General features: G+C 61.2%; 20 protein-coding genes. 6 read left to right on the top strand and 14 right to left on the bottom strand.

What is annotated here, in order from left to right:
• Positions 1–2: 2 nt before the first annotated feature.
• From AB7D48_RS16085 to AB7D48_RS16060, 6 genes are all read right to left on the bottom strand, one after another.
• On the bottom strand, positions 3–2,405 hold the full coding sequence (locus AB7D48_RS16085) for a VirB4 family type IV secretion/conjugal transfer ATPase (protein WP_427981260.1): 2,403 nt from the start codon (positions 2,403–2,405) through the stop codon (positions 3–5).
• Positions 2,395–2,733 carry a type IV secretion system protein VirB3 gene (locus AB7D48_RS16080; protein WP_427981258.1) on the bottom strand — a complete coding sequence of 113 codons (339 nt, stop codon included), beginning with the start codon at positions 2,731–2,733 and terminating at the stop codon, positions 2,395–2,397. Before AB7D48_RS16080 ends, AB7D48_RS16085 begins: the two co-directional genes overlap by 11 nt.
• Before the next feature lies 1 nt (position 2,734).
• Positions 2,735–3,097: a pilin major subunit VirB2 gene (gene virB2, locus AB7D48_RS16075; protein WP_427981255.1), complete on the bottom strand. Its 363-nt coding sequence runs from the start codon at positions 3,095–3,097 to the stop codon at positions 2,735–2,737.
• Positions 3,094–3,807, bottom strand: a complete 714-nt coding sequence (locus AB7D48_RS16070) for a transglycosylase SLT domain-containing protein (RefSeq protein WP_427981252.1) — start codon at positions 3,805–3,807, stop codon at positions 3,094–3,096. The genes virB2 and AB7D48_RS16070 overlap by 4 nt, the downstream gene beginning before the upstream one ends.
• 63 nt (positions 3,808–3,870) lie before the next feature.
• Positions 3,871–4,491 carry an acyl-homoserine-lactone synthase gene (locus tag AB7D48_RS16065; RefSeq protein ID WP_427981250.1) on the bottom strand — a complete coding sequence of 207 codons (621 nt, stop codon included), beginning with the start codon at positions 4,489–4,491 and terminating at the stop codon, positions 3,871–3,873.
• 331 nt (positions 4,492–4,822) lie between these two features.
• Positions 4,823–5,560 (bottom strand): LuxR family transcriptional regulator, encoded by a 738-nt coding sequence (locus AB7D48_RS16060; protein WP_427981249.1) that lies wholly within the window; start codon positions 5,558–5,560, stop codon positions 4,823–4,825.
• Between the two features lie 416 nt (positions 5,561–5,976).
• Between AB7D48_RS16060 and AB7D48_RS16055 the strand changes: the two genes are divergently transcribed.
• The 6 genes from AB7D48_RS16055 to AB7D48_RS16030 all read left to right on the top strand — a co-directional run bounded on the left by AB7D48_RS16055 (position 5,977) and on the right by AB7D48_RS16030 (position 9,893).
• A complete protein-coding gene (locus AB7D48_RS16055) occupies positions 5,977–6,522 on the top strand; it encodes a hypothetical protein (protein WP_427981247.1) in 546 nt (181 codons plus the stop codon).
• Between the two features lie 5 nt (positions 6,523–6,527).
• Positions 6,528–7,415, top strand: coding sequence for a hypothetical protein (locus AB7D48_RS16050; RefSeq protein WP_427981245.1), 888 nt, complete (start codon positions 6,528–6,530; stop codon positions 7,413–7,415).
• Entirely contained in the window at positions 7,403–8,065 is a 663-nt protein-coding gene (locus AB7D48_RS16045) for a hypothetical protein (protein ID WP_427981243.1), read from the top strand. Before AB7D48_RS16050 ends, AB7D48_RS16045 begins: the two co-directional genes overlap by 13 nt.
• Before the next feature lie 95 nt (positions 8,066–8,160).
• Complete coding sequence (locus tag AB7D48_RS16040; protein WP_427981241.1) at positions 8,161–8,403, top strand: type II toxin-antitoxin system Phd/YefM family antitoxin; 243 nt, start codon at positions 8,161–8,163, stop codon at positions 8,401–8,403.
• A 3-nt stretch (positions 8,404–8,406) separates the two neighbouring features.
• On the top strand, positions 8,407–8,838 hold the full coding sequence (locus AB7D48_RS16035; RefSeq protein WP_427981238.1) for a type II toxin-antitoxin system VapC family toxin: 432 nt from the start codon (positions 8,407–8,409) through the stop codon (positions 8,836–8,838).
• A 416-nt stretch (positions 8,839–9,254) separates the two neighbouring features.
• Positions 9,255–9,893: an SLATT domain-containing protein gene (locus AB7D48_RS16030; RefSeq protein ID WP_427981236.1), complete on the top strand. Its 639-nt coding sequence runs from the start codon at positions 9,255–9,257 to the stop codon at positions 9,891–9,893.
• A 439-nt stretch (positions 9,894–10,332) separates the two neighbouring features.
• On the opposite strand, the gene AB7D48_RS16025 is transcribed toward AB7D48_RS16030, so the two are convergent.
• The 8 genes from AB7D48_RS16025 to AB7D48_RS15990 form a co-directional block, all read right to left on the bottom strand.
• Positions 10,333–10,656, bottom strand: a complete 324-nt coding sequence (locus tag AB7D48_RS16025) for a DUF736 domain-containing protein (protein WP_427981234.1) — start codon at positions 10,654–10,656, stop codon at positions 10,333–10,335.
• Positions 10,657–11,367: 711 nt separating this feature from the next.
• On the bottom strand, positions 11,368–12,306 hold the full coding sequence (locus AB7D48_RS16020) for a DUF2493 domain-containing protein (protein ID WP_427981232.1): 939 nt from the start codon (positions 12,304–12,306) through the stop codon (positions 11,368–11,370).
• Between the two features lie 400 nt (positions 12,307–12,706).
• Positions 12,707–13,891, bottom strand: coding sequence for a DUF7146 domain-containing protein (locus tag AB7D48_RS16015; protein WP_427981230.1), 1,185 nt, complete (start codon positions 13,889–13,891; stop codon positions 12,707–12,709).
• A 300-nt stretch (positions 13,892–14,191) separates the two neighbouring features.
• Positions 14,192–14,695: a hypothetical protein gene (locus AB7D48_RS16010; protein WP_427981227.1), complete on the bottom strand. Its 504-nt coding sequence runs from the start codon at positions 14,693–14,695 to the stop codon at positions 14,192–14,194.
• Between the two features lie 76 nt (positions 14,696–14,771).
• Positions 14,772–15,137: a DUF6915 family protein gene (locus AB7D48_RS16005; RefSeq protein WP_427981226.1), complete on the bottom strand. Its 366-nt coding sequence runs from the start codon at positions 15,135–15,137 to the stop codon at positions 14,772–14,774.
• A 10-nt stretch (positions 15,138–15,147) separates the two neighbouring features.
• Positions 15,148–15,645, bottom strand: coding sequence for a DUF6878 family protein (locus AB7D48_RS16000; RefSeq protein ID WP_427981224.1), 498 nt, complete (start codon positions 15,643–15,645; stop codon positions 15,148–15,150).
• A 118-nt stretch (positions 15,646–15,763) separates the two neighbouring features.
• The gene (locus AB7D48_RS15995) at positions 15,764–17,929 is read right to left on the bottom strand and encodes a ParB/RepB/Spo0J family partition protein (protein ID WP_427981221.1); all 2,166 of its coding nucleotides are present in this window, start codon (positions 17,927–17,929) and stop codon (positions 15,764–15,766) included.
• 190 nt (positions 17,930–18,119) lie between these two features.
• A partial coding sequence (locus tag AB7D48_RS15990; RefSeq protein WP_427981219.1) for a DUF932 domain-containing protein occupies positions 18,120–19,204 on the bottom strand: 1,085 nt, incomplete at its 5' end.

The raw sequence follows: 19,204 nt of genomic DNA, 5'->3' as shown, positions 1-19,204 counted from the left end.
TGTCAGTCCTTGGCGTCATGATAGGAATGCAAAAATTCCGGCAGCCATTGCTCTGGGGCATCGCCCAGCCGCCGGCGCAATTTTTCCGCGAAGCGCACGGTATTGGCGCGGCCTGAGAGAATGGCGACATAGTCGCGCATCGCACTCAAATCGAATTCGCAGATGACACTGGCCTTCTCACGCTTGAGCAGGAACCGGCGTTTGCTCACCACCATGTCCTCGCGCACAGCGCGATACTCGCCTTCGGTGCATTTCAGTCCGTCGATGTAAACCACCCGGTCCGCCGTCGGCGACGGGAACATGATTTTCGTCTGGCATTGTGCCATGATCGATGGCCCAAGCGGGCTTTCCAGAATATGCTCGGGCATCTGCAGCGCCAGGAATATCGCACCATTACTCTTGCGCACGGTCAGCAGCAGATTATCCACCACGGCGGCAAATTGCGGGTTCTTGAGATAGAAGCGGAATTCATCGATGCTCAGCACCACCCGCCGCCCATCGAGAATCTGCGTCACCCGGTAGAGCAGATAGGCCCCTGCCGGCGCACAGACCTCGTCATACTCCAGCAATTGCGTCATATCGACGCCGGTGATCGCGCCATCGAGGCGGACATCATCCCGCTCACCGTCAAACGCCCAGCCCAGCGCATTGCCCCGGCACCATTTTTCGAGCCTGGGGCCAAGCCCCATCGGGTCAGCGTGGCCAAGAAACTCTCGCAACCCCGCGAGTGAGCGCAGATCCTCGGGCATGCTCAACTGCCGGGCAATGGCGCGCTCCAGGCGCTTTTCTTCATCGGGGGTGAGCCCGCCTTTGCCGTCGCTTTGCACCAGCGCGATCAGCCAGCCTCGCAGAAAATCCCGGTCCGCTTCGGTATCCTTGAGGCCCCGCAAGGGTGCGAGACCGGAGGCTTCGCCGCGCCGCAATTCGAGATAGGTGCCGCCCGTGGCACGGACCAGCAATTCTCCACCCCGGTCCTTATCGAAAAACACCACTGACCCATCGCGCCGCGGGTGCAGTCCCTCCGCCTCAGCTTGCGGCACCATCGCCTGCTCAAACATTGCCAGCAGAAACATCAGCAGCGCGGTCTTGCCCGAGCCGATCGGTCCGAAGATGATCGTCATCGCCACATCGGCCACATGCGGCACGTAATCATAGGCAGTGCCGCCATCGGTGCGGAACCGCGCGATGGGCGCCCCCCAATGGCCCGCCTTTTCTCCGGCGGGGAAATTGTCGAAACTGGAAAGCCCGGCGAAGTTGCGAGAGTTGATCGCCCCTGGCCGGGTCCGCCATTCCAAATTGCCGGGGAGCTGCGACCAGAAGGCCGCTTCCAGCCCCAGCCTCTCCTCAACCACCACCGCCCCTGCATCGGCCAGCCGCCCGCGCGCCAGTCCGGCACGCTCCTCCACCTCGGCCAGTGAATTGCCGTACACTGCCAGCGAGAGATGGTGCGCGCCCATGACGAATTCGTTGGATGCCAAGGCATCCGCGGCCTCATCCAACCCAGCAATCTGGCTCAGCGCCTTATCCTGCGCGCCCAGCATTTGCGCGGATTTCAAGGAAAGCCGGTCCTGCGCCTGGGCGCGGGTGACGAAGGCGAAGGATTGCGACAGCACGATGGGGAACGGCACCGAGAGCAGGGTGTTGAGCATCCCCGGCCTGGTTTTGGCCGGATATTCGCGGAACGAAAAAATTGTCCCGAACAGGCTTTTATCCGGGGCGCGGATTTCAATGCCGCGACGCCCGCAAATCACGCGGTCAGTATAGATCGAATCTCCCAGATGCCCGGAGATGATCGGCCCGGGCAGCGGCCGGGCGGTAATGACCAGCCGTAGCGCCTCTGCGATCTCCGAGAAGGCGATCCCATCCCGCTCAACCACCCCCAGCCGCCGGACTCTGAACCCTTCCAGCCCATTCGCCAGAATGATCCACCTATCCTCTAACTCGCGCGCCAGCCCCTCCGAGGTCTCCGGTATTTTACGCCCTCGCCGCGCCCATTTTCGGGCTATGCCCGTGCCCAGCGGGCTGCGCGGTGAGACAAGCAGGCTGACGAAATAATCATTCCGATACAGCCGGCCATCCAGCGTGTTCCGCATGTAGGCTTCGTCCAGCGCCCGAGCAAAGCCCGAGCGGAACCGGCGGGCGGGAACCGCGCCCGCGTCTTCATGGCGGATGAGATGCGTATGGAGGGTGAGGTTATCATCGGCGAGATTGCGATACAGCGTATTGAGCAACCGCAACCGGGCATTACGCGCTTCATGGTCAGCCAGTTCGAACGCCTGGCCCTCGATATGCGCCATCGCCAGCAGCGCGCCGTTTTCCAGCAGCAGGGTTTGCGGCCCGATATGCCCGATATAGGGCAGATACTGCGTGGCGGCGCGCTCGGTGTGGCTGGCATCACCCCACATCGAACATCCCCCGCCCATGGCCATTGCGATGGCCATGAACCGGCATCGGTGACACCGACGCCCCGCCCCAGCGCTTGCTATCAACCGAGCGGCCTGCGGTGCGCAAATACAGCAGCATTACGCCCACCGCGTTATAGTCGCGCGCCACCAGTTCCCGCGCCGCCAGCCAGAGTGGCGCCATGACGGCCAGATAAAGCGGGTTCTTCAACAACACCACGATCAGCCCGGCCAGCATGAGCAGCATGGCCCCGAGGCTGAGCGGCACGCCCATGAACATCGCGGGCCTTGTCGCCGCGAGGTACAGCGTATCGGCCTCCAGGGGCTCCATCTCAGCCGCCTCCGGTCAGAGTCTGGCCGAGGTAGGAGGCTCCGAACATGATGACGATGCCGCCGATAATGCCCGCGATCACCCCCAGCGAGGCCCGGCCGAACATGAACAAGAATCCGATGCCGATAATCCCGAGCACAGCGATCGTCTCGCCGAACGGCCCCAGGATGAAGGTGCAAACATTATTGATCATGGTCTGCGGACTGGCGCCGCCCGATACGGTCTGGGCATAGGCGAGCGTGGGAATGCCCAGCATTCCCACCAGCAGCGCCAAGGGCCACGCTCGGGCCAACACGGGCCAGAATCTGGTCATGCGCAATCTCTGCCCCTGCGCCAAAAGCAGCGGGGCGATCATGTTCATCATGGCGACCTCATCGTTTGGTGTGGAGAACCGGACTCGGCGGCCGCGGCAGTGTTGTTGCCGGCCATGTCCAATCCCAGCGGCACCAGCCATGGTGCGCCATGGACCTGTGTGTAGTTGCCGGTGGCCGAAACATTCCATGCGGGCGGCATATCCGGGGTGGCATCTGGTTGGGCTTGTGGCAAAGGCGCCGACAAAGGAACCGCGCTGGCATTGCGCATCACTGTCCTCGCATAGCCATTCATGATGCCTTTGAGCGGCGAGCCGGTGTTGTAGATCGAGAGCGCCATCAGCAAAGCAGCCTGCTGCCCCGCCTTGACCGGGCCGCCGCCATAAGCCGCCCGTAGCACCGCGGCGCCGGCCGCCAGTGAAGCGCATGGGTCTAGCGCTTCGTTCACATTCATCCCCAACGCGGGTAAATTGCCACTGTTGATCTGCATCAGCCCCAGATCGACGGAATGACCTGCGGCCATCCACGCTGCCGCTTCGGTCTCGGCCGCCTCCAGGCTGGGCGGATCGCTGCTGACGCGCGCCGTATTGTCGTGCAACCGCCAGGGATGGAAATTGCTTTCTGTGCGGGCGACGGCACCGAGCACCCATTCTGGAACGGCAGGCGCGCAGCGGGCTGCCAAAACGGAAAGCCTCGCGGCAGATACAGCTGATGCGGAAGTGGCTTGCGCGGGCGGGCCGGCAAATGCCATCAGGCTGGTCAACCCAACAAAGCTCACCACAGCCAAGGACGGACCGCGTGTCAGCCTGTCGCGCTGCCCGGACATCTACGCGGTCACAATTTGTCGCACGCCGATCCGGGCGGACAGACGCCGACGCATGGTGACAAGCACCTCTGGGTTGGCCTCCCAAATACCAGCCTGAATGTCGCCGATCTCCGGGCGCGCCTGCGCCAGCTTCTCCGGGCACCAACCGATCCGCGCATAAAGGCGGGTCATCGGCGTCTCGTACACACCAAGTATAAATTCGATGCCGGAGTTCAGGCAAAGCTCGCACAACCCAATCAGCAGCTCGGCAGAGACACTATTCGCATTCTGGGCTGCACCGTCCGCGACTGGCGGCACGCAAAACCGCGTGCATTCCCAGATCGTCGGTGCCGCGACATCCACATCGTCGTCAAAGAAATGCTTGAACTCGCTTTGCAGCATGGTCGACCCGGTTGTCGCCAACAGTCGCAAGGACCCGAGTACGCGCTGATCGTCATCAACAGCCAGAAGATAAACCGGATCGGCTTGCCGATCATACCAATCCATCTCGCGGCCATTCTCAACCGCCACATCCCAGCCCAGACGGTCATGAAATACCGCCGCGCGCGATTGAAACATCTGATCGAACAAAGCAGGCCGCTCGGCCCGGTCAGCATTGCTTAAAGTAATGATCGTTGCCATTCCGCTTTCCTTCAATGAAATGTCATCATTGTCGTTGGCCTGACGTTTTGTCAGCGCAAAATCTCACCCGCCTTGGGTGCGTTAATTCAACTTTAGAAGCGGAGTTTCTCTGACCGCAAGATTCCGAATCGGAATCTTGACACGCCTCTCGAAGCCTCTTTCAATCGGTGATTTTATTTTGGCTGAAAGAGTATTCTTTTGAAGCCAAGACAGCATCGAACACGCCGGGTCATAGATAATGACCAAGCGATATTCCGTTTAGAAATTGCGAGGAATTACCCGCCTATCAGCGCGTTGTATGATAAGGGAGCCATGCGATCTGTTGCCCCGTTTATGGGCGTAGCATTTCAAGTGAGACCATTTTGCCAATTGCCTGTTGCGCATTGGCGCAATCAAGCTTGGTGCAGGCGGAGCTTAAAAACAAACGCACGGCACGGTCAGATATTTTGAGCTTAGCGCCAGTTTGCTTGGGAGTGGCACCCTGGGCAGCCAATTCGAGGCACGCGATCTCACGCCGGGATAGAGATGGCTTTGGCTTTGCATCTCGATAGCCTGAAATCTCCACAATCCGATCATGCATATAATGCGCGATCATCTGGAATTCTCTTTTATACGAAACCCGCCGCTCCTCCCACTCAGGCACCGACATATTCGCGGTAATTGTGAATAATGCCCGCTCGCCCCCAGCCCCGCGAACGGGCCAAGTCATGCCTTGCCGGCCAACAGCAAACCGGTCAGCTTCCGCGAAAAAATCACGCGCAATGTGGTTGCCGCGGTCAAGATGCGCCCAGTCCAGCGGCAGGAAGCCTTTGGTGCCAGACACTACCACCGGATCAATTTTGAAGTAGTCATTGCTTTTATAACGTTCGATCCATTCCGGCTCATAAGTCAGAACCAGGATCGGGTTGAAAATTTGAGCGCCTGGAAGATAAACCGCGTGATACGCGATATTGGCGAGATGATACGCTTTGCATATACCGGCGGCCAAGTCTTGCATTTGTGCGAGACTATTCGCCGCTCCAATCTGCGTCACGATCTCTTCGTAGCGATCATCGTCACCGGCAATCATAACAAGCCTCCCGGTCAAGCGGAGACAACGCGAAATTGCATTACCGCGTTACGAATGGTTGCGTAAATTGAAACATCGGTAATGTCACAGGAACACGAGTAGAATGCACATTGGCCGTGAAATCGTATTGCCTAACCCCTATCATATTACCGCACCCGCATGCGCTAGCATTCCTTGGTCTGTAGTAGCCACATAAGATATTACCACACGGGACCAACGAGATTAGAGACAGCGATTGCACCAGCCATTGCGATGACAAATGCACCAGCCTTTGTACCAGCCTTTGAGTTGGCGAAAGCGCTATGGATTGCGTTGACGATTGAGAAATCCATTCTGTCAAGATTCCGATTCGGAAGATTGCGCGCCCTGTCAAAATTGGTGAAATTCTGCGCTGCTATTTTTGATGGCCGGTGCTCATGTCACTCAAGCGCAAGCCGACTGACGCAGAAATCGAAGTGCTGGCAGCGACCTTCCGCCCGCTTTGGCGGCCAGGCGATGTTGTACGGCCCTGGCTACGCCAGCACCAAGATATGCTGCTGGAGCTGGTGCATGGCGAATGGTCCTGGGCCGCGGTTGGCGCCGCGCTGAGCAAGGCCGGGATTACCTACCGCACTGGCGCACCCTGGACAGCCAAAACCCTGCGCAGCGAATTCTCGCGCGCGCAGACGCCGCTGAAAGGCTACCGGCGCAGGCCAGGCCGCTCGGGAGATGCTGCTCCTGAGCCGCCCGTAGAGGCGCCGGTGACAATCGGAGCAGGAGCTGTCCCCCCAGCGGCGGCGCCCGCAGCACCTGTCATCTTGCCCTTACCGCCGAAGGCGGTGCCATCCGTCGCCAGTGCCCCCCGTTTCAAACCCGCCTCGCTTCGGGTCCAGGAACCGCCTCCGGTGCCGAGTGAGGCCGAGCGGGCAGAGATCGAGCGTAGCCGCCGCCTGACATTCGGGCCGCCTGAACCCAAGGAGTAGAGCCAATGCCGGAAGACAAACCCAAGCCGGTTACCGCGATGAACGGCGGCAAGCCGTCCGGCGCCACCCCCTACCGCCCCAATATGACGAAATTCACCAGTCCACGCGCCGATATCGTCAGCTTGGCGCCGCTCCAGGAAACCGAGCCTGAGATCGGACAAGGGATCGATCTCACGGGCCAAGCCAAGATCATTTTTGCCGCCGGGCGGGGCAAGACGGGTAAAACCACCCTGCTGCGTTGGCTCACCGAGACCTCGATCCGCAATGGCGGCACGCCGATCCTGGCCGATGTCGATCCCAGCAATGCCACCTTCTCCGCCTATTTTGCCGATGTGGCCCGGCCAGAGACCGATAATCCGGCCGGGGTCACCGCCTGGCTGCAGGAGCTGATCGAATATTGCATCAATGAGCGGCAATCCGCCCTTGTCGATCTGGGCGGCGGGGATACCACCTTACGCTCCCTTGCCGCCGAGATGCCGGGCCTGGCAGCGCATATCGAGGCCGCCGGCATGGCGCCGGTCATGTTCCACCTCACCGGCGCCCAGCCTGAGGATTTACTCCCTGCCCTCACCCTGGCCGCACGTGGATTCACCCCCGCGGCGCAAGCCCTGGTGTTCAACGAATATAGCATCGAGCCCGGCTCAACCCGTGAGCGGGCCTTTGCCCGTCTCACCGCGTCGGATGCGTATGCCCGTCTGGCGGCAGATTGTGTGAAGCTCTGGATGCCCCGGCTGCACGCTGCCGAGGCCGTGGAAAGCCGCCAATGCGGTTTCGCCGCCGCGCGCGATGGCACGGTCACGCCGTCTCTGGGGCTATTCGATGCCGCCCGGGTCCGCGTTTGGCTGGATGCGATGGATCGCCGCTTTGCAGGGGTCAGATCATGGATCCCATAAGCCCCGCCACGCGCCGGGAAGCCCTGCACGAGCAGATCAGCGAGGCGCAGATGAGCTTGCGCCGCGCCGCCGCGGCCGCCGCCCTGAAGAGCGACCCTCTGGCGGAACAGCTCCAGGCCCTGGCCGTCTGTGTCGGCGCGCTGAGCGATCTGTACCAAGCCAGCGAAGCCACCCAGATCGACATCGCCAACACGCTAAAAACCCAGACCGGCGTAATCGCGGATGAGGCCATTGCCCGGGTCCACGCCTCGGGCATGGACATCGTCAACCAACTCGCGCCGCAACTGGCCAATGCCGCGGACCGCGCCATGCGCATGAAGATCACCACGCTGCGTATCCGCAGCATCGTGGGCCTGGGACTGGCATTGGCGCTGGCCATCCTCATGCCTAGCCTGTTCACCTATGCCGCCGGGTTGAATGACGGCCGGTTCCAGGCCGAAATCGCGGCGCATGTCATCCCCGCCGCCATGAAGGCCAGCCCTGCCGAAGCCCTCGCATGGGGGCAGCTAATGCAGGATAATGACGGCGTCACCGCCATGGCCGCCTGCCGCAAATCCGTGCAGCAAGATGCCAGCGGACGGCATTACTGTTTCATGCCCGTCTGGACCGACCCGATATCCCCTGCCGTGCCTTCAGCCCCCGTTCAATGACCTCCAGTGCCGCCGCCTGGGAACATTACCCTTGCCCGTCCCGGTACACAGCCCTAAATATGACTACTGTAGTTCCATCTTGTTCGGAGGCCATCATGCGGGAAATTCAACTTCGCGACGCCAAGGCCAGCCTGTCGGCTGTGGTCGATGAGGCCCTACGCGGCGAACCCGCCATTATCACCCGCCACGGCAAGCCCGAGGCGGTCATTCTCAGCTTCGAGGAATGGCAGCGGCTCTCGCATGTGCCCTCCTTCGGCCAATTGCTGATGGCAGCACCTCTCGATGCGGACGATCTGCCGCCACGCAACCTTTCACCACTCCGTGATAGCGGCCTCTGATCCTTGTATCTCGTCGACACCAATGTCATCTCGGCGCGGGCGCTCTCGCGCGTCCCTCTGCCCGATTTGGCCGCCTGGATGGATGCCCACTCGGCCGATTTATTCCTCTCCACGGTCACAATCGCCGAGATTGAGGACGGCATCGCCAAGGCCAAGCGTGAGGGGGCAACCCGCAAAGCCCGTGACCTAACCGCCTGGTTGGAGACCGTGCTGCACCTCTACGCGGCCCGCATCCTGCCCTTCGACCTAGCCACCGCCCGCCTCGCCGGCGGCCTATCAGACCACGCCCGAGGTCAGGGTCATGCGCCCGGCTTCGCCGACATCATCATCGCCGCCACCGCCCAGCACCACGGGCTGACCATCCTGACCCGGAACCTGCGGCATTTTGAGCCGCTGGGCGTGGCGGTACATGATCCATTTATCCGCCTGCCCTGAGCATGGTCGTGGGCGGCAGGAATGTTCATACCTCCGACGGCCACTTCCGGCGCGATTGCGCCCGATACGGTCATTAGTGGGGCTGGGGACGCTTCCCGAAATCGGCCGTTCGCCGCAAAACGGCAAGGCATGTGTCGCTAATTTTGTCGTGGGTGGAGTGAAAATTTGCAACAGAGATGCGCGACAGATTAATGCCCAGAAAAACAATTGGTTACGCCTAATCGCGGCATTGTCGCGCAAATCACAAGTTATGCGACAATCCGTAACGTGAAGTCATGCGCCTTCGCCGGTGGACTTATGGATTAGACGGAGCCGGAGGCGGAATGACAGGTTTTGGTAGTGAGTCTAGGACAAAGGATATCATCATTTATAATCACACGGACACCACGCCGTGCGATACCTGAAAGCCACGAACAATGACGAATGTGATCCCCGATCCACTGGACCAACTCGATAAGAGCCTGTGTTACACTGCCCGGAGCCGCTTCAACGCGGCAAAGCGCCTGGAAAAGAGAGACCAGCGCATAGGGTGGGTGGTCTCAATGGCATCCGCGTACACCATCATCGTCGCCGTGCTTCCTTACCTCGTAAAATTACCTCCAAATGCAGTGGATCTGCTCAATCTGGTGGTCATTGCCTTTTCTATCGTTACTCTCGTGTCTTCCTTATTGGTCGCATCCCGGCGTGATTCAGTGAATGCCGAGCAACACCATAGGAGCGGTTTAGAATTGAACGAGGTCCGGCGTAAACTCGCTACGGAAAGATACGAATCAGCAACACAAGATGTCTCTATTTCAAAAGACATACGCCTGAAATTTCAACAGATGTATGACGACGTATTACAAAAATACTCTGTTAACCACGAGGACATTGATTTTAAAAGGCAACAGTTGGAGTGGAGCCACGAACTCTCGTGGTTAACTGGTTGCGAAAAAGCAAAAATATGGGTCTATCTGAAGATAGCCGACAACGTGATACCAATCGTAATGGTCGGGTTAACCTGCTTTTTCCTTTGGCTGGTGTTCTTTTACGCGCTGCCTCTGAGATTGGGCTGAAGGCAGGAACGGCTTGTCGCGTAACTTAGGATTCGTGCGACAATCTGGACGGATGCTGACAGGCGAACTTCAATGGCAGTTTTATTCAACGTGCCATCCTATAGCCGCCATTCCGCTCTCGGCCCCATCCTGCCTATAATCGGAAACATTGATGGGAGCCGCGGAATGGTAGATTTTGGCACGAGAGCAGCCATTTTTCGATTCACCGCGAATAGATAAATCATTTACGACCGATACTGGGCATCAATATTCGTGAGTTCTGATCCACCATGGCCAAATTACTCTGATAATTCAAAAGTTTTTGGTGCAGCTTTTTTCAAAAAGCTGCCTTTTTCGGACTCAAACCTTTTTCGTGCTGACATCGATACTCCCCAAAAACCCTCGCCAATTTTCATAGCATGCCCCGCCCGGCATCGCCGGGCGAGATTCATCGCGGTTGTTACTCGCCGTTTTGCTTGCGGCTGCGGGACCAGATCAGGGTGTAGCCCTCGCCGCTTTCATCGTCGAAGAGGTTGGCATAGATCGGAGCGCTGAAGCTTGGATCGTCCAGCTTGACCGAAATATAATCGCGCCCTTCGGCGGAACGCTTGGACCAGCCAGCACCTAGCTCAGCCCTTCCACAGAATATACGATGGCTGGGGGCGTTGTCGTTGCCACGGTTGGCTTCAGGCACGATGCGCACATTCTTCGTCTGCACGCTCAGGGTCACGATCTCGCCGTGGATTTCATTGCCGACTTTCTTGAAGGTTCCGATGGTAGCCATGTCAATTCTCCTATGCGGTTTCGAGCCCGCGACCATCGCAGCCTCGATGGCGATCAATTGACCGGGGGCACGATCGGCCTGCACCGCATGCGGCCGTAGCGCAGCGTAGGATGGCGGCTTCTGGCTTTTTTGAAGCGCAGCGTCCGCGAGGAGGCAGCATCGCTGCCGGGGAAAAAAGCCAGAAGCCGCCATTGCAGGAAGGCGATCGTCCTTCGGTCAGATCAGCCAGGGAGAGGCCGCGTGGCGCGGCTTGGGGCAGGCAGTCGGGAGATATCTGGCGACACTCGGGATTTTCATCAAAGCGGCGCCATCCACGGTACGGGAACATGGCCAGTCTTGCAGACGTCACCGCATCATCATGCCGCATATAACCGGTTGCTCCGACGCCGCCCCTGCCCTCGCATCAATGGACAAGCGGATTGGGTGGCACATGGTCCTGCCCTTCGCCGTGGAGCGATCTTTCTGGCCAAGCGATGCGTCGAAATGCACACCAGACCCTTACCAATCCACGACATTGCTGGGCTTGGGTAACGCCATTTGCGTCCCGTTCCACCAGCACAGCGAGACACACGCCGCGATGAATTCCGCCCCGCGATGCCGGGCGGCGCGTTGGCGGGGGCTTGTCAGGCGAATAAATTTGCCGGCGTTGCGCAGCTTAAGCCGGTCGGTGGGATACGGCGATACGGCATGCGCGGGAGCGGATTGTGGGGGCTATGCGCCCCCACTCCCAAAGCTCCACACCGGAATGCCGAGCTTCTTGGCCTTGTCGGCGAGATTCTCCTGGATGCCGGTGCCGGGGAATACCATGATGCCAATCGGCAATGCCTCCAGCATGGCGTCATTGCGCCGGAACGGGGCGGCCTTGGCGTGCCGGGTCCAGTCCGGGCGATAGGCAATCTGGGTCACCTTGCGGGCATCCGCCCAGGCGGCGGCGATGCGCTCGGCTCCCTTCGGGCTGCCGCCGTGTAACAGCACCATGTCCGGGTGTTTGGCGTGTACTTTGTCCAGCTTGTCCCAGATCAGAATGTGATCATTGCACTCCATCCCGCCGGTGAAGGCGATTTTTGGTCCAACGGGCAGCAGAGGTGCGATTTGCGTCTGGCGCTTGGCGGCGATGAAGTCGCGGCTATCGATGAGGGACGCGGTCAATGCCCGGTGGTTAACCATTGAGCCTGAGCGCGGACGCCAGGCGGTGCGCGTGTGGCGCTCGAACTGCTCGGCGGCCTGGTCGCGGAAGAATTCCAGGCAATCCCGGCGTTCCAGTAAGGTCTGCCCCTCCGCCGTCAGCCGTTCCAGCTCGACTGAGCGTATCTCGGAGCCGTCCTGCTCCTTCTGGCTGCGCTTTTGCGCCTGCTCGTTATCGTCGAGCTGCCGTTCGATCCGTCCGGTGGCGCGGTGGAACAGATTGACCGTGGCCCAGAGCAATTCCTTGAGGTCAGGCTCCAGGCGTGTATCACTCAAAGTGGCGGTGAAAGCGTCGAAGATATCCGCGATCGCCCCGGCGATCAGCGGGGCTTCGGGCAAGGGCCGTGGGTCAGGCTCTTCCTGGCCGGGGTGGTAGCCATAGAGTTGCAGTTCGCTGAGGATCTGAGCGGTGGGTGAAGCGGCGTGCAATGGCTCATAGCCGGTCTCGTCATAGTCTCGGGTCATGGGATGCTCCTGTTTGCCGGAAGCCCGCGCCCATCGCGGCCTTCCATGGCGATCCCAGCCGGGGGCGGCGGCGGCCCGCACCCGCCATGGCTCTTCGTGACGCCATGGGCTGGATTTGCGGGCCGGAGCGTCAGCGGAGGATGGCGGCGGGACCGCTATTTTGCTTCGCGCTGCAAAGCCCCGGGGCATCGCATGGCATGATCAGTGTTGCCGATCATTCCCGGGGCGGCGGAAAATAGCGGCCTCGCCGCCATTGCGGGCCGCCGCCGCCCCCGGCACAGAGCGCCCTCTCGGAAGGCCGCCAGCGCGGCCTCCTGGTAGGCAGGGGCATGAAGTGCCCAACAGGTGCGATGATCCCGGCGTTGGCGGGCCATCATCTCGTCATCCGCCAGACTAAGTCTCAGCCGGACGTCATGAAACGCTGCGCATCCTCCGGCGCCAATTGCACCCGCAGATGGGCCCGCAATTCAGCGAGGCCACGTTCGCGGAGGTCATCGTTGAAATCACCAAGGTAGGGCGAGAGCGTGATCGCCTGGATCCCGGCGGCCTCTGCGCGTTCGGTCAAACGTGCCACGGCGCGGTCACCGGCCGCATCGGCGTCACGGGCGATGTAGAACCTCCGCAGCCCGGCAGGGAGCAAAAGAGCGGCGAGATGACCGGCCGAGAGTGCGGCAGTCACGGGGATGGCGGGGAGCACGCAGCGCAGCGACAGCATGGTCTCGATGCCCTCGCCCGCCACGAGTAAATGGTTCACCGGTCCGCCGTGCAGCCCTGCCGTGATGCCAAACCGCACGGCATGGCCCAACAGCAGCCCCATCGCCCGGCGCGGCGTTGCCAGTGGTGCCTTGCCCAGCCGGATGGGATCGAGGGGATCAAGCCCGTCTGGATCAAGCCAAGTGCGCTGGATGCCGGTGATACAGCCTTCGAGGTCCGTGACCGCTGCGATCAGTGCTGGCCAAAGTTCCGGCTGTGCCTCCGGCGTCGTACGGTAGAAACAGCGCGGATGGAACCGCAAGGCGTCAATGCCGGTAAGTGCCGCTGGCGTGATGCCGCGCTGGTGCAAATAGGTCTCGCCAAGCGTGCCAGGGAGTGGCTGCGCCATGCCGAACAACCGCCGTGCGGCGCGTTGAGCCTGGGCCACATCAGGGGCAAGGTCAAAGCCTTCATCCGCCTGTGGCTCGGAGGCAGCATAGGTACCCGGTAAACTCGGCACATTGCCCCGAGGGGGGCAGCGGCGTTCGTAACCCGCAGTATGATCATCCCCTGTCAGCCCCAAAAACCGCCGTGCCTCGTCGGCCACCTCCCGGAACTCGGTCAGGCCGCAGTTTTCGCGGATCAGATCCAGCAGATCGCCGTGCTTGCCCTCGGCGGCATCCTGCCAGCGCCCCGCCGCGCCCTTGCCCGTGCCGCCGCCCGTCAGACGGACAAACAAGGACCGCCCCGGCGTGTTATGAACATCTCCCACTAGCCAATAACGCCCCTCGCGCCGCCCGGCGGGCAGATAATACCGGCACACCGCCTCGGCCTGCCGCGCCAGCATCTGTGCCAGCTCCGCCGCCGGCATGGAAAAATCAGGCTTGGGCATCGTTGCCCCTCCATCGCTATAGATTGCCGCTAATCCGGCGCCACCCTCGGCGTTGGGCCGAACAGCACAGCCTATCGCCCCGCCCTGCCCACGCGCTACTTCCAAATCGGAAGTGCGCCTTCGCGCTCTCACCGGCACGGGTGACAAGTGGCTGATGGCATCGGCTCTCCGGGGAACTGCGGACATGCATTCCCTTCAGCGCCTGCAGAAAATCGTCCCACGCAAAATGGACCGTCCTGCTGCCAGGTCCGGCCCATCCGCATTGGTCACGGTGGTTCGTGGATCGTTCCGGGCATCCTTCTACCCGCCCTCCTGCCCGGCGATGTCGGCAAGACAATCCGACAGAAACTCCGTGGTCGAGCAGGCTTTTATGGCATCGGCGGTGATGAACAGCGCCATGCCGCCAAACCCGTCGGCGCGCATCTTTGAACAGGTGAACGCCGTCGTCACGGTGATATAGCGCAGCTTGGTGGAACGCCGCACGACATCCTGAAGAATCACCTCCCACGACACGCCACTCATATCCAGTTCAACGGATGTATCATCCGCAGCGGCGTTTTTGAGTTTTTCTTCCACATAGCCCCTCACCTGGCTGGCTCTGCCGAGGGCCGCGTGCAGCGCCGCGCTGAGTTCGGCACGATTGACCAAGATCAGATCCGATGGGCCCTGCCAGGAATGGAAATAGGTTCCATCGCCATCCGAGTCCGCATCGAACATATGCGAGAGCAACAACAACTCCAGCTTCGTCATGTCCGCGTTCGGGATGATCTCCGGGATCACGGTCGGTGAAAAATAATCCGCCATGTCAGCCTCCAAAAATGTAAAACCCGGCACGGGGCCGGGTTCTGGGTTGAAAGAGATGGATGGTGAAAGCCGTTGCTCAGGCAGCATCGACTTCAAAAGGATCAAGCAGCTTGTGTAGCGCGGTGGCCCGGCCCATCCAGGGTTCGGGCCGGATGGCTTTGATCCAATCCGCGAAGCCCGGTATGAAGCCGAGATCTTCACGAACATGCTGCTCGCCGATCAGGCGCACAGGTACGACGCGCCCCGTCGAGATCGTCATCACATGGCCGAAAAATCTTTCTGCCATAAAAATGCCCTCGGCATGATGGCGAAGTGCCCGATGCCGAAAATCCGATGAGATCATCTTGCTCTCATCGAACCAAGAATGCAGTGGCAGAAAATCTTCCGCCGTGCCGCCCCATTTTCTCGCGGAGGACAAAGCGTGATGGTAGGGATGTGCCATTGCCGCCTCCTCAAAATTCATGGGAATAGTTTTCGGTGGCGGTATAACGCTCATTATAGTCGAGCGTGATGCTGCCTTCCGTCACGTTGAAGGTAAAATCGCCATAGGCGCCGTCATTGTTCTCCCAGCCGCAATGGGTCTGCGCCAGAAAATCATAGGATAGCGCCTCGATGGCCTCGCGTACCGTGTGGGTCTGGCGCTCGATGTCAGGGCTATCCCAGCCCGGCCTGAAAAGCTCGATCCGCTCATCCGGCAATTCCGCGGCAACATCGCCACTCTGGGCCGCGATGTCATCAATTTGACCGCTATCGCCATAGCCATCGAAATTGACGATCACGACGGTGATGCCATGTTCCGCCAGAACACCGAACAGCGCTTTCTTGTTACCGTCGAGCACGGCCAACGCGCGCTCACGATAGGCACGCTCTTTTTGTTCCCATGAAGCCAAAAATGCATCGGGAGTGGCAGGCGGTTGCTGACCCGGTGCCGGGTTGTGATGGTCTGACATGATCTGTCTCCAGAAATGCAAAACCCGGCACGAAGCCGGGTTTGATGGGTTGGGAGTGGGATAAAGACGTTGAAGGAAATGAGACGAGGCGGCCCGTGGCCGCCTCGGGGTTCTGGGGTCACTCCGCCGCGATCTCGTGCGGCTCGACCTGTTCGTCATGTTCGGCTGAGGGAGGATCGGCTGCCTCAACCCTCTCGCCGGTCACATCCGCGCTGTCATCAACGGCGGCATCATGCGTGGCCAATGCCGCGGCGTCTGCCGGCATCACTATGGTTTCCACGCCTTTCGTACGCAGCGGTTCGGGCAGCCAGCCGGTGCCTTCCAGCGCCTGCGCGGCGGCTTCCGCCATGTCGGTCTTCTTGAGGTGTTCCAGCCGTTGCGCGGCTTGCTCACCCTTGGCTTCGCGTACGGCCTGGAGGATGCGCGCTTTGGTCACTCGGCCGAGGTAATTGTCCCCATTCGGCGCCCACCCGGCCGCAGTCAGATCGAGCCCCAGAATTTCCGCCAACCGCCCGGCATGCGCCAGTGCGCGGGGGCGGCGGTTATAGGCATCATGCGTGGCATTCAACGTCAGTGCCACGCAATGCGCGAACAGGGCCTCGCGGCTGTCGCTGTCGAATCCAGACAGAATATCCCAAAGCTCTACAGCATCTTCGGGCAATTGCGCCGCCCAGCCCTGATGCCGGGCATCAACGCGTTCGGCCAAGGGCGTATCGCCCAAACCAGGCGCTTGGGCGCCGAACATGACGCTCTTTGCCTCAACCTCCAGGCAGGATTCGGCGCCATAGCGATAGAACAGCCGCAGGCACAGCGCGTGCAGCAGTGCCAGATAGGCAATGCCGGGCTCGTTGCCCAACGCCTCACGCAGCGCCAGCGTGCGATAAGCGGTGAGTTCCGTCAGCAACCGGTCAGGCAAGGGCTTGAGCCCATCTTCCTCTTCGGGCTCGGCTTCATATTCCGCCCTACCGCCAATATGGGCGGTGATCACTCTGGAATCCGCGCGGCCGGGCTCGATGCCATCGGCAGCGTCGTATCCGTCCTGCCCCTGCGCGCTGCCCTCCCCTGCGAAGGCAACTTCATTAGCTTCCTCAACCACCAGCGGTTCATCCTCGGGTCGGACATAGCCGCGCTCGACCCGCAGCTTGCCGCTGCCATCGATGCTGACAAAGACGCCCGCCATGGCGATCTCGGCGGAGTCGTACATCGGCGGGCGCTCGGTCAGCGCGTCGATCTCCGCTTCGATCTCATTAAGACGGGCATCAGCATCGTCGGAGACTTCATCCGTCGCGGCGGCTTCTTCCTCGATCCGCTCCGCCTCGGCCCGTAGCGTCTCGACCTGGGCGATCTCGTCTTCCGTCAGCGGACGGCGCGTGCCCGGAATGCGCCGCAGGCCGTACTGATGGCCATAGGGGAATTCAGGCGCAGCCTCGACCCATTTCCAGCCCTCGGCACGGATGGCATCGGCATCGCGCTCGAGCTTCTCCGCCACGACGCGGGCCAGCAGCCCGGCATCCTGCAGCCAGCCACCATCATCCTGCTGAAACAGATCGCGCATCACCGCGCCCCCGGCCACGATATAATCCTCACCGGCATATTGGGCCCGCTTGTCTGAGGCGCGCACAGCACCTTCGGTCAGCAAACGGCGGATCTGGTAGGGCTCTTTGTTGTAGGAATGCTGCACGGCCTCCCAGACCTGTTCCTGGCGCTGATGGTCCGGGCTGACCGAGAAGGCCATCAACTGGTCCAACGTCATCTCGTCCTCGGCATAGACCTCCAGCAGCCGGGGTGAGACGGCGGCGAGACGCAGACGCTGCTTCACCACCGAGACCGCGACAAAGAACACCGCCGCGATCTCCTCCTCGCCCTGCCCCTTCTCGCGCAGCGCCTGAAACGCCCGAAATTGATCCAGCGGATGCAACGGCGCCCGCTGCACATTCTCCGCTAGGCTGTCCTCTTCAGCGATGCCGTCGGTGCGCACGACGCACGGGATGGGCGCGGTCTTGGCCAGGCGTTTCTGCTGCACCAGCAATTCCAGCGCCCGGTAACGCCGCCCGCCGGCGGGGATTTCGAACATGCCGGTCTCGGCACCGGCCTCATCCAACACCGGCCGCACGGTGATGCTCTGCAGCAGCGTGCGGCGGGCAATATCGGCCGCCAGCTCCTCGATCGAGACACCGGCCTTCACCCGCCGGACATTGGCCTGACTCAGCACCAGCCGGTCAAACGGAATATCGCGCGAGGCGCTCAGCGTGATTTTCTGAACGGCTTTCGTAGTTTTACCCATGGGACAAACTCCATGACGGGCGGCCCGGAGCCACTCTCCTGACCTGCAGACCCATCACAGATTTTTCCGCTGCCCTCTCACTCTGATCGCGACGCACTCCTGGCCGTGCCCACACAAAAAAACCGTGGACCAAGCTGGTCCACGGCGGAAAGAACACCAATGGCAAAAGAGCGTTCAGGGGATCAGGCGATCAGGCGATCCGTTCCAGCAGCGACTTCGCCTTCCCCTCCAGCTCCAGCCTTGCATCCTGATGCGGCTTACCGCGCGCCAGCGCTGTGATGCCCTGCACGAAGTCGAACACGCTCTCCGGCGGATGGCCTTCCTCCTCCAGCACGGTGGCGATGATCTTTGCCGTCTCTCCTTTGCTGAAGCCGCGCTTGCGCAAGAAGCCTTCACGTTCATCGTCGGCACGCGCGACGATCTGCTCCCGCGCCGCCTTGATGCCCGCGACGAATGGCGCCGGCGAGGAGTTGACAAAGCGCTGCAATGCCGGGGTGGCTTCATGGGCAAAGCGCTGGGTCGCGAATTTGCTGTGCCTTATGCTGATCTCCTGAAAATCCTCGGCGCCCCAGATGTTCCGGTTGGCGCACACGGCCCGCAGATAGAACGAGGCGATGCCCAGGGTCTTCGAACCAACCTCGCTGTTCCAGCAATAAAAGCCGCGGAAGTACAGATCAGGTTCGCCATTCGGCAACCGCCCCGCCTCGATCGGGTGGGTGTCATCGACCAGGAACAGAAACACGTCCCTGTCGCTGGCATAGAGCGTGGTGGTCTCCTTCGTCACATCCACGTAGGGGTTATGGGTCATGGTCGACCAATCCAGCACGCCCGGCACCTTCCAATTCGTCTCCCCCGTGCCGTCCCCGGCAATGCGCATCACCGCCGCGACAAGCTCATGGTCCCAGATGCGCCCATAATCCGGCCCGGTGACGGCGCGCAGTTCCACCCGCCCGTCATCGGTCTCCAGGGTCTTGACCAGTTCGGCGCGGTGGTTGAGCAGCCCGTGCTGTAGATTGATCCCGGCCAAGGGTGCGGGCAGATCGCGCAGATACCCCGCCGGCGCGCCCACCAGCCCGCAGAGCTGGCCAAAACTCCAATGGGTCGGCGCCACCGGCCGGCCCTGCCCCGGCACGATCAGCCCCAGCCTGTCGCCATCGTCACGCCTGGCCTCTACCCGGATCGCCTGGCTCTCCACAGTCCGCGCCTCCGCGCGATCCGCCCGGGCGCGGACCGCCTGATATAGATCTGGCAGGGACAAAAACCGCTCATCATCGG

Source organism: Acidocella sp. (assembly GCF_050253495.1).
In the GTDB taxonomy this organism is placed as follows: domain Bacteria; phylum Pseudomonadota; class Alphaproteobacteria; order Acetobacterales; family Acetobacteraceae; genus Acidocella.
The sequence above is the reverse complement of the archived record's forward strand: the minus strand, read 5'-3'. Positions and strand labels throughout refer to the sequence as shown.

Coding starts and splice junctions, on each gene's coding strand:
- AB7D48_RS16020 (WP_427981232.1), bottom strand. CDS start 12,306: ATGACCCGAGACTATGACGAGACCGGCTATGAGCCATTGCACGCCGCT.
- AB7D48_RS16015 (WP_427981230.1), bottom strand. CDS start 13,891: ATGCCCAAGCCTGATTTTTCCATGCCGGCGGCGGAGCTGGCACAGATG.
- AB7D48_RS16080 (WP_427981258.1), bottom strand. CDS start 2,733: ATGGAGCCCCTGGAGGCCGATACGCTGTACCTCGCGGCGACAAGGCCC.
- AB7D48_RS16050 (WP_427981245.1), top strand. CDS start 6,528: ATGCCGGAAGACAAACCCAAGCCGGTTACCGCGATGAACGGCGGCAAG.
- AB7D48_RS16055 (WP_427981247.1), top strand. CDS start 5,977: ATGTCACTCAAGCGCAAGCCGACTGACGCAGAAATCGAAGTGCTGGCA.
- virB2 (WP_427981255.1), bottom strand. CDS start 3,097: ATGATGAACATGATCGCCCCGCTGCTTTTGGCGCAGGGGCAGAGATTG.
- AB7D48_RS16060 (WP_427981249.1), bottom strand. CDS start 5,560: ATGATTGCCGGTGACGATGATCGCTACGAAGAGATCGTGACGCAGATT.
- AB7D48_RS16045 (WP_427981243.1), top strand. CDS start 7,403: ATGGATCCCATAAGCCCCGCCACGCGCCGGGAAGCCCTGCACGAGCAG.
- AB7D48_RS16000 (WP_427981224.1), bottom strand. CDS start 15,645: ATGTCAGACCATCACAACCCGGCACCGGGTCAGCAACCGCCTGCCACT.
- AB7D48_RS16005 (WP_427981226.1), bottom strand. CDS start 15,137: ATGGCACATCCCTACCATCACGCTTTGTCCTCCGCGAGAAAATGGGGC.
- AB7D48_RS16085 (WP_427981260.1), bottom strand. CDS start 2,405: ATGTGGGGTGATGCCAGCCACACCGAGCGCGCCGCCACGCAGTATCTG.
- AB7D48_RS16065 (WP_427981250.1), bottom strand. CDS start 4,491: ATGGCAACGATCATTACTTTAAGCAATGCTGACCGGGCCGAGCGGCCT.
- AB7D48_RS15995 (WP_427981221.1), bottom strand. CDS start 17,929: ATGGGTAAAACTACGAAAGCCGTTCAGAAAATCACGCTGAGCGCCTCG.
- AB7D48_RS16040 (WP_427981241.1), top strand. CDS start 8,161: ATGCGGGAAATTCAACTTCGCGACGCCAAGGCCAGCCTGTCGGCTGTG.
- AB7D48_RS16010 (WP_427981227.1), bottom strand. CDS start 14,695: ATGGCGGATTATTTTTCACCGACCGTGATCCCGGAGATCATCCCGAAC.
- AB7D48_RS16030 (WP_427981236.1), top strand. CDS start 9,255: ATGACGAATGTGATCCCCGATCCACTGGACCAACTCGATAAGAGCCTG.
- AB7D48_RS16025 (WP_427981234.1), bottom strand. CDS start 10,656: ATGGCTACCATCGGAACCTTCAAGAAAGTCGGCAATGAAATCCACGGC.